Here is a 9,541-nt window from a genome sequence, read left to right as displayed (position 1 = left end):
AGAACAGGCTTCCGGTTCGATCACTGCCAGCATTGGCTTCGCACAAAGTGCCGGCCTGATCCTCGGTGGTTCGATCACCCAGAACAACTTCCTGGGTACCGGTAACAAGGTCAGCATCGGCTTGACCAAAAGCGAATACCAGAGCCGTTATAACTTCGGTTATGTCGACCCGTACTGGACTGCTGACGGTGTGAGCCTGGGTTACAACGCTTTCTATCGCACCACCAACTACGATGATCTTGATGTCGACGTAGCAAGCTATGCCGTAGACAGCTTGGGTGCTGGTGTGAGCGTCGGTTACCCGATCAGCGAAACATCGCGTCTGACCTTTGGTCTGACTGGACAGCAAGACAAGATCAAGACCGGTCAATACACCGTCGACGAGATTTTCGACTTTGTTAACCGTGAAGGCGACGAATACCTGAACTTCAAGGCTTCAGCTGGCTGGTCCGAGTCCACCCTGAACAAAGGCGTATTGGCGACCCGTGGTCATTCTCAAAGTTTGACGGCGGAAGTCACCACACCGGGTAGCGATCTGTCGTTCTTCAAGCTCGATTACCGTGGCCAGTTGTTCCAGCCATTGTCTGAAAACTACACCATGCGCCTGCATACTGAATTGGGTTATGGCGATGGGTACGGCTCGACGGACGGCTTGCCGTTCTACGAAAACTACTTCGCTGGTGGTTTCAATTCGGTTCGTGGCTTCAAGGACAGTACGTTGGGCCCGCGCAGTACGCCGAGCCGTGGCCAGGGCGTTACTGGTAACCAGGGTACTCTTGCAGACCCGGATCAGGATCCACTGCCGTTCGGCGGCAACGTCCTGATTCAAGGTGGTGCAGAGCTTCTGTTCCCGCTGCCGTTCGTCAAGGATCAACGTTCCTTGCGCACTTCGGTATTCTGGGATGTGGGTAATGTGTTTGACTCCAAGTGCGAGCAAACCACCAATACCAACCCTCAGTCGAAGTCCAATACGCAATGTAACGATATCAGCTTCAGCGACATGGCCAGCTCCGTGGGTGTTGGTGTTACATGGGTAACAGCGCTGGGGCCGCTGAGTTTCGCACTGGCAATGCCGGTAAAAGAACCGGATAACGCTGAAACTCAAGTGTTCCAATTCTCTCTTGGCCAGACGTTCTAAGCGTCTGCTCCAGAATAACGACAATGGATTTTGTAGGAGTGCATCGTGCGTAAGTTGACTCAATTGGTTCTCCTCGCCACCGTACTGGTAGCAGGTCCGGCTTTTGCCGACATGAAAATCGCCGTTCTGAACTATCAGATGGCTTTGCTGGAATCCGACGCGGCCAAGAAATACGCCGTGGATGCCGAGAAGAAGTTTGGCCCGCAACTGACCAAGCTCAAGACGCTGGAAAGCAGTGCCAAAGGCATTCAGGATCGTCTGATGGCTGGTGGCGACAAGATGCAGCAAGGCGAGCGTGAGCGCCTTGAACTCGAGTTCAAGCAAAAGGCTCGTGACTTCCAGTTCCAGTCCAAGGAACTGAACGAAGCGAAAGCCGTTGCCGACCGTGAAATGCTGAAGCAGCTCAAGCCGAAACTGGACAGCGCTGTGGAAGAAGTTATCAAGAAAGGTGCTTTTGACCTGGTCTTCGAGCGTGGCGCAGTGATTGATGTCAAGCCTCAGTACGACATCACTCGCCAGGTTATCGAGCGCATGAATCAGCTGAAGTAATCATGACAGCGACTATAAAGCTCGGTCAGTTGGCCGAGTTCCTCGGCGCCACGCTACGTGGCGACCCGGAGAAAGAAATTACTGGGCTGGCCACTTTGCAAGAGGCTGGCCCAGCTCAGTTGAGCTTTCTCGCAAACCCTCAATACCGCAAATACCTGGCAGACAGCCGGGCCGCAGCACTGTTGCTGAAGGCCGCCGATGCCGAAGGTTTTGCCGGTAATGCGCTGGTGGTGCCTGATCCGTATCTGGCCTACGCGCGTATTTCCCACCTGTTCGATCCAAAGCCGAAAGCGGCTGCCGGTATTCATCCGACAGCGGTAGTGGCAGCGGACGCGGTTGTTGATCCAGCGGCGAGCATCGGCGCCTTTGCCGTGATCGAAAGCTGCGCGCGTATTGCCGCGGGTGTGACCATTGGTGCTCATTGCTTCATCGGTGCCCGCTGCGAGATTGGTGAGGGTGGCTGGCTGGCCCCGCGGGTCACGCTGTATCACGACGTACGCATCGGCAAACGAGTGGTCATTCAGTCAGGTGCCGTGCTTGGTGGCGAAGGTTTCGGTTTTGCCAACGAGAAAGGTGTCTGGCAGAAAATTGCCCAGATTGGTGGTGTGCTGGTCGGTGACGATGTGGAAATTGGCGTGAACACCGCTATTGATCGCGGTGCGTTGGCCGATACCATTCTTGGCAATGGTGTGAAGCTCGACAACCAGATCCAGATCGCCCATAACGTTCAGGTCGGTGATCACACCGCCATGGCCGCCTGTGTGGGGATCTCCGGCAGCACCAAAATCGGCAAGCATTGCATGCTCGCTGGTGGCGTAGGGCTGGTGGGACATATCGAAATTTGCGACAACGTTTTCATCACCGGGATGACCATGGTGACCCACTCGATTACCGAAAAGGGTTCCTATTCTTCCGGTACGGCAATGCAGCCAGCAGCCGAATGGCGCAAAAGCGCGGCTCGCATCCGTCAGCTCGATGACATCGCGCGGCGTCTGCGACAGCTGGAAAAGCGTGTAGGGGAAGTGACCCCTGACGGTAATGCTTCATCAGATGGCTGATACCATTTCCATATCAAGTATGCACAGCCGTTAGACTGCCTGCTTGATTTGCTAGAGGGGCGCGTGTCAGTCGCGCGCTCCCAATCTTTACATAGGCTTCCCCCCGAAATGATGGACATCAACGAGATTCGCGAATACCTGCCTCACCGTTACCCGTTCCTGCTGGTGGACCGGGTCGTGGATCTGGATGTGGAAGGCAAGCGCATTCGCGCCTACAAGAATGTCAGCATCAACGAACCGTTCTTCAATGGTCACTTCCCTGCGCATCCAATCATGCCGGGCGTACTGATCATCGAGGCGATGGCTCAGGCTGCCGGGATCCTTGGTTTCAAAATGCTCGACGTGAAACCGGCGGACGGCACCCTTTACTACTTCGTGGGCTCTGACAAGCTGCGCTTCCGTCAGCCAGTGCTGCCGGGCGATCAGTTGATCCTTGAAGCCAAGTTCCTGAGCTGCAAGCGTCAGATCTGGAAGTTCGAATGCCAGGCTTCGGTCGACGGCAAACCAGTCTGCTCCGCTGAAATCATCTGTGCGGAACGCAAGCTATGAGTTTGATTGACCCTCGCGCAATCATCGATCCGACGGCCGTTCTGGCCGACGACGTCGAGGTCGGCCCGTGGTCGATCATCGGCGCAGGTGTGGAAATCGGCGAGGGAACAGTGATCGGGCCGCACGTGATTCTCAAAGGCCCGACCCGAATCGGTAAGCACAACCGCATCTACCAGTTTTCGTCGGTAGGTGAGGACACGCCCGATCTGAAATACAAAGGCGAAGAAACCCGTCTGGTCATCGGTGACCACAACGTCATCCGTGAAGGCGTGACGATTCATCGCGGGACGGTTCAGGACCGTTCGGAAACGACCCTGGGCGATCACAACCTGATCATGGCCTATGCCCACATCGGCCACGACAGCGTTATCGGTAACCACTGCATCCTGGTCAACAACACTGCGCTGGCCGGGCATGTGCACGTAGAAGACTGGGCGATCCTCTCCGGTTTCACCCTGGTACATCAGTATTGCCACATTGGCTCCCACAGCTTTTCCGGCATGGGGACTGCCATCGGCAAGGACGTTCCAGCATACGTCACGGTATTCGGCAACCCCGCCGAGGCCCGCAGCATGAACTTCGAGGGCATGCGTCGTCGTGGTTTCAGCGAAGACGCGATCCACGCACTGCGTCGTGCCTACAAGGTGGTTTATCGCCAGGGCCTGACGATCGAGCAAGCGCTCACCGAACTCGCCGAACCCTCTGACCAGTTCCCGGAGGTCGCGGTATTCCGTGACTCCATCCAGTCTTCGACTCGCGGCATCACCCGTTAATCATGGCTAATCTGCGTATTGCGCTGGTAGCGGGTGAGGCTTCCGGTGACATTCTGGGCGCGGGCCTCATGCGCGCACTCAAGGCTCAGCATCCGGCGGTGGAATTCATTGGTGTCGGTGGCCCGTTGATGCAGGCTGAAGGGCTGGTCTCATACTTCCCCATGGAACGGCTATCGGTCATGGGCCTGGTGGAAGTGTTGGGGCGACTGCGTGAATTGCTGGCGCGTCGCAAAAAGCTGATCGCCGACCTGATCGCCGAAAAGCCGGACGTGTTCATCGGTATCGATGCCCCGGACTTCAATCTCAATATCGAACTCAAGCTGCGTCAGGCCGGGATCAAGACCGTGCATTACGTTAGCCCGTCGGTGTGGGCGTGGCGTCAGAAGCGTGTGCTGAAGATTCGCGAAGGCTGCGACCTGATGCTGACGCTGTTCCCGTTCGAAGCGAAATTCTATGAAGAGAAGGGCGTGCCGGTGCGGTTTGTCGGACACTCCCTGGCCGATGCGATTCCACTTGAGGCTGATCGAGCCGCCGCGCGGGCTGAGCTTGATTTGCCGGACGGTCCGCTGGTTGCTCTGATGCCTGGCAGTCGTGGTGGTGAAGTGGGCCGGCTCGGTGCATTGTTCCTCGACACCGCCCAGCGCCTGCGCGCCCTGCGTCCGGGCGTGCGATTCGTCATGCCGTGCGCCAACCCGGAACGCCGCGCACAGCTTGAAGAGCTGCTGGCCGGTCGTGATCTGCCGCTGACTTTGCTCGATGGCAAATCCCATCTGGCATTGGCGGCCTGCGACGCGGTGCTGATCGCTTCCGGTACGGCTACCCTTGAAGCGTTGCTGTACAAGCGGCCGATGGTGGTGGCGTATCGACTGGCGCCCCTGACGTTCTGGATTCTCAAACGGATGGTGAAAAGTCCTTACGTTTCGTTGCCGAACCTGCTGGCCCAGCGCTTGTTGGTGCCCGAGTTGCTGCAGGACGATGCGACGGTCGAAGCCCTCGCTCAAACACTTTCACCCTTGATCGAAGGTGGCGAGGAACAGACTCGCGGCTTCGACGAAATCCACCGTACCTTGCGCCTGGACGCCTCCAATCAGGCGGCGGACGCAATACTGAACCTGATCGGCAAACCACAATGAGCAAAACCAGCATTCAGATGGGCCTGGACTTCACCCTGGTCGCCGAAGTCGAAGACCTCGTGGCCGGTGTCGACGAAGTCGGTCGCGGCCCGCTCTGCGGTGCAGTGGTCACGGCTGCAGTGATCCTCGATCCAAATCGACCGATCCTCGGCCTGAATGACTCAAAGAAGCTCACCGAAGCCCGCCGCGAAAAACTCTATGACGAAATTTGCGAAAAAGCCCTGAGCTGGTGCATCGCTCGGGCCGAAGTCGAAGAAATCGACGAGCTGAACATCCTGCACGCCACCATGCTGGCGATGCAGCGCGCGGTCGAAGGCCTGCACATTCAGCCGAAACTGGCGATGATCGACGGCAATCGTTGCCCGAAACTGTCCATGCGCGCTGAAGCGGTAGTGCAGGGCGACGGCAAGGTCCCGGCCATTGCTGCGGCATCGATTCTGGCCAAGGTCAGCCGCGACCGCGAAATGGCGGCGTTTGAACTGATTTACCCGGGTTACGGCATCGGCGGGCACAAAGGCTACCCGACGCCCGTTCATCTGGAAGCGCTGGCCCGCTTGGGGCCGACGCCGATTCACCGCCGCTCGTTCGCCCCGGTCCGCCTGGCGTACGAGGCGCGGGAAAGTCTGATCGAGAGTTAGTCGCAAGGCTGATGTTTTTTCCAAGGCCCGGTACAATCCGGGCCTTGTTGTTTTCATGACATAACGCAGGATCACTATGCCGGCTTCATTCGTTCACCTACGCCTGCACACTGAGTATTCCCTGGTCGACGGTCTGGTGCGGATCAAACCGCTGGTCAAGACCCTGGTCGGCATGAACATGCCTGCCGTAGCGGTCACTGATCAGAACAACATGTGTTCCCTGGTCAAATTCTATAAAGCCTCCATGGGTGCCGGGATCAAGCCGATCTGCGGTGCCGACTTGTGGCTGTCGAACAAGGATCCAGACAACGCCCTGAGCCGGATCAGTCTGCTGGCCATGAACGCGGTCGGCTATCGCAACCTGACCGAACTGATCTCCCGTGGCTTCATTGACGGCCAGCGCAATGGCTCGGTCATCATCGAGCGCGAATGGGTGGCCGAGGCCAGCGAAGGCTTGATCATGCTGTCGGCGGCGAAAGAGGGCGAAATCGGCCTGGCCATGCTCAGCGGCAACCCGGCCGAGGCGGAAAACCTCGCACGCGAATGGATGACGGTGTTCCCGGATCGCTTCTATCTGGAAATCCAGCGCACCAATCGCCCCAACGACGAAGAGCAGCTGCACGGTGCCGTGGCCTTGGCCGAGAAAATCGGCGCGCCACTGGTCGCGACCAACGACGTGCGCTTCATCAAGCAGGAAGACTTCGCCGCCCACGAAACCCGCGTGTGCATTGGTGAGGGCCGTGCCCTCGACGATCCTCGGCGTTCGAAGAATTACAGCGATCAGCAGTACCTCAAAAGCGCCGAGGAAATGGCTGAGCTGTTCAGTGACCTGCCCGAGGCGCTGGAAAACACTGTCGAGATCGCCAAGCGCTGCAACATCGAAGTGAAGCTCGGAAAGCACTTCCTGCCCAACTTCCCGATTCCCGATGGCATGACCATCGACGAGTATTTCCGCAAGGTGTCCTTCGATGGCCTGGAAGAGCGTCTGACCGTTCTGTTACCCAAGGACACCACAGAAGACTATGAAGCCAAGCGTCAGGTCTACGTCGACCGGCTGAATTTCGAGCTGGATATCATCATCCAGATGGGCTTCCCCGGTTACTTCCTGATCGTGATGGACTTTATCCAGTGGGCCAAGAGCAACGGCGTACCGGTAGGTCCTGGCCGGGGGTCGGGTGCCGGGTCGCTGGTGGCCTATGTACAGAAGATCACCGACCTCGATCCGCTGGAATATGACCTGCTGTTTGAACGTTTCCTTAACCCGGAACGGGTATCGATGCCCGACTTCGACGTCGACTTCTGCATGGACGGTCGTGATCGGGTGATTGAATACGTGGCCGAGAAATACGGTCGCAACGCGGTAAGCCAGATCATCACCTTCGGTTCCATGGCAGCCAAGGCTGTGGTCCGCGACGTGGCGCGGGTGCAGGGCAAGTCCTACGGTCTGGCGGATCGTCTGTCGAAGATGATTCCGTTTGAAGTCGGCATGACCCTGGAAAAGGCGTATGAGCAGGAAGAGATCCTGCGTGACTTCATCAAGGTCGATGAAGAAGCCGCCGAAATCTGGGAAATGGCCCGCAAGCTCGAAGGCGTTGTGCGAAACGTCGGCAAGCACGCCGGTGGTGTGGTTATTGCGCCGACCAAACTGACCGACTTCTCGCCGATCTATTGCGATGAGGCCGGTGACGGTCTGGTCACCCAGTTCGACAAGGATGACGTTGAAGCGGCCGGTCTGGTGAAGTTCGACTTCCTGGGTCTGCGGACCCTGACAGTTATCGATTGGGCGCTGAAAACCATCAACCGCGACCGCGCCAAGGTCGATCAACCGCCGCTGGACATCGCGTTTATTCCGCTGGACGACAAGCCAACCTACACGCTGCTGCAAAAAGCCGAAACCACGGCGGTGTTCCAGCTCGAATCCCGCGGCATGAAGGAGCTGATCAAAAAGCTCAAGCCTGACTGCCTGGAAGACTTGATCGCACTGGTGGCCCTGTTCCGTCCGGGCCCATTGCAATCGGGCATGGTGGACGACTTCATCAACCGTAAGCACGGTCGCGCCGAACTCGCGTACCCGCATTCGGATTACCAGTACGAAGGCCTCAAACCGGTACTGGCACCGACTTACGGCATCATCCTGTATCAGGAACAGGTGATGCAGATTGCCCAGGTCATGGCCGGTTACACCCTCGGTGGTGCGGACATGCTGCGTCGCGCCATGGGTAAGAAAAAGCCCGAAGAAATGGCCAAGCAGCGTGGCGGCTTCATTGAAGGTTGCGCGACCAACAACATCGACGCGGACCTGGCCGGTAACATTTTCGACCTGGTGGAGAAGTTCGCCGGTTACGGTTTCAACAAGTCTCACTCCGCTGCGTACGGTCTGGTGTCGTACCAAACCGCGTGGTTGAAAACGCATTACCCGGCGCCGTTCATGGCGGCGGTGCTGTCGGCGGACATGCACAACACCGACAAGGTCGTGACCTTGATCGAAGAAATTCGCACCATGAAGCTGCGTCTCGACGCACCGGATGTGAATGCCTCCGAGTTCAAGTTCACGGTGAATGACGAAGGCCGGATTATTTACGGCCTTGGCGCGATCAAGGGCGTTGGCGAAGGTCCGGTGGAAGCGATCACCGAGGCGCGCCAGGACGGACCGTTCAAGGATCTGTTCGATTTCTGCGCCCGTGTCGATCTCAAACGTATCAACAAACGCACCCTGGACGGGTTGATCCGCAGCGGTGCGCTGGATCGTCTGGGGCCTTATTTCCATGATGAGCCGAAGGCTTATCAAGCGAGCATTGACCAGAATCGCGCTGTGTTGCTGGCCGCGATGGAAGGGGCGATCAAGGCCGCTGAACAAACCGCACGCACCCAGGACAGCGGCCATGCCGACTTGTTTGGCGGGTTGTTTGTCGAGGAAGACGCGGACGTCTATGCCAGCCATCGCAAGGCCAAGGAACTGACACTCAAGGAACGGCTGAAAGGGGAGAAAGACACCCTGGGCCTGTACCTGACCGGTCACCCGATAGATGAATACGAAGGTGAAATCCGTCGCTTTGCCCGTCAGCGCATCATCGATCTGAAGCCGGCACGCGACACCCAGACGGTCGCCGGCATGATCATCGCCCTGCGAGTGATGAAGAACAAAAAGGGCGACAAAATGGGGTTCATCACCCTCGATGACCGTTCCGGACGGATCGAGGCTTCGCTGTTTGCCGAGGCGTTCCATTCTGCGCAGTCGCTGTTGCAGACTGATGCGATGGTGGTGGTCGAAGGTGAGGTCAGTAATGACGACTTCTCCGGAGGTCTGAAGCTGCGGGTCAAGCGGGTGATGAGCATGGAAGATGCACGCACCAACCTTGCAGAAAGCCTGCGCCTGAAGCTGCATACCAAGGATTTGAAGAACGATCAGCTACGCTGGCTGGGTGAATTGTTCAAGCGTCACCGCGGCGCGTGCCCGATCACCATGGAGTACACGAGCCCCGATGCGAAGGCCTTGCTGCAGTTCGGCGAGACCTGGCGAATCGACCCGGCGGATGCGTTGATTCAAGCCTTGCGTGACCAGTTCGGGCGAGACAACGTCTTCCTCCAATACCGTTGACGGTCAGGTGCCATTTTTTGTCATGAAGAGTGCGCCCTGATCTCGACCTGAATTTTTAATCTCGACCTGAACGCGCCTCTCCCTTAAGGTAGGGCGCGAATAGAC

8 protein-coding genes are annotated in these 9,541 nt (G+C 57.7%); all 8 read left to right on the top strand.

Annotation, left to right across the window (positions count from 1 at the left end):
• On the top strand, nt 1-1,138 hold a 1,138-nt coding region (gene bamA, locus KGB06_RS05535), incomplete at its 5' end, for an outer membrane protein assembly factor BamA (RefSeq protein WP_223512353.1).
• A 45-nt stretch (nt 1,139-1,183) separates the two neighbouring features.
• Complete coding sequence (locus KGB06_RS05530) at nt 1,184-1,687, top strand: OmpH family outer membrane protein (RefSeq protein WP_008028980.1); 504 nt, start codon at nt 1,184-1,186, stop codon at nt 1,685-1,687.
• A gap of 2 nt (nt 1,688-1,689) precedes the next feature.
• Nucleotides 1,690-2,745 carry a UDP-3-O-(3-hydroxymyristoyl)glucosamine N-acyltransferase gene (gene lpxD / locus KGB06_RS05525; RefSeq protein WP_223512350.1) on the top strand — a complete coding sequence of 352 codons (1,056 nt, stop codon included), beginning with the start codon at nt 1,690-1,692 and terminating at the stop codon, nt 2,743-2,745.
• A gap of 108 nt (nt 2,746-2,853) precedes the next feature.
• A complete protein-coding gene (gene fabZ / locus KGB06_RS05520) occupies nt 2,854-3,294 on the top strand; it encodes a 3-hydroxyacyl-ACP dehydratase FabZ (protein ID WP_007907157.1) in 441 nt (146 codons plus the stop codon).
• Nucleotides 3,291-4,067, top strand: coding sequence for an acyl-ACP--UDP-N-acetylglucosamine O-acyltransferase (lpxA, locus tag KGB06_RS05515; protein WP_223512347.1), 777 nt, complete (start codon nt 3,291-3,293; stop codon nt 4,065-4,067). Before fabZ ends, lpxA begins: the two co-directional genes overlap by 4 nt.
• 2 nt (nt 4,068-4,069) lie before the next feature.
• Nucleotides 4,070-5,200: a lipid-A-disaccharide synthase gene (lpxB, locus tag KGB06_RS05510; RefSeq protein WP_223512344.1), complete on the top strand. Its 1,131-nt coding sequence runs from the start codon at nt 4,070-4,072 to the stop codon at nt 5,198-5,200.
• Nucleotides 5,201-5,211: 11 nt separating this feature from the next.
• Complete coding sequence (gene rnhB / locus KGB06_RS05505) at nt 5,212-5,838, top strand: ribonuclease HII (RefSeq protein ID WP_170219102.1); 627 nt, start codon at nt 5,212-5,214, stop codon at nt 5,836-5,838.
• A 76-nt stretch (nt 5,839-5,914) separates the two neighbouring features.
• Nucleotides 5,915-9,436, top strand: coding sequence for a DNA polymerase III subunit alpha (gene dnaE, locus KGB06_RS05500; RefSeq protein ID WP_223512340.1), 3,522 nt, complete (start codon nt 5,915-5,917; stop codon nt 9,434-9,436).
• Nucleotides 9,437-9,541 lie beyond the last annotated feature (105 nt).

The organism is Pseudomonas sp. GL-B-19 (assembly GCF_019956415.1).
Taxonomy (GTDB): domain Bacteria; phylum Pseudomonadota; class Gammaproteobacteria; order Pseudomonadales; family Pseudomonadaceae; genus Aquipseudomonas.
The sequence above is the reverse complement of the archived record's forward strand: the minus strand, read 5'-3'. Positions and strand labels throughout refer to the sequence as shown.

Coding starts and splice junctions, on each gene's coding strand:
- lpxB (WP_223512344.1), top strand. CDS start 4,070: ATGGCTAATCTGCGTATTGCGCTGGTAGCGGGTGAGGCTTCCGGTGAC.
- dnaE (WP_223512340.1), top strand. CDS start 5,915: ATGCCGGCTTCATTCGTTCACCTACGCCTGCACACTGAGTATTCCCTG.
- lpxD (WP_223512350.1), top strand. CDS start 1,690: ATGACAGCGACTATAAAGCTCGGTCAGTTGGCCGAGTTCCTCGGCGCC.
- lpxA (WP_223512347.1), top strand. CDS start 3,291: ATGAGTTTGATTGACCCTCGCGCAATCATCGATCCGACGGCCGTTCTG.
- fabZ (WP_007907157.1), top strand. CDS start 2,854: ATGATGGACATCAACGAGATTCGCGAATACCTGCCTCACCGTTACCCG.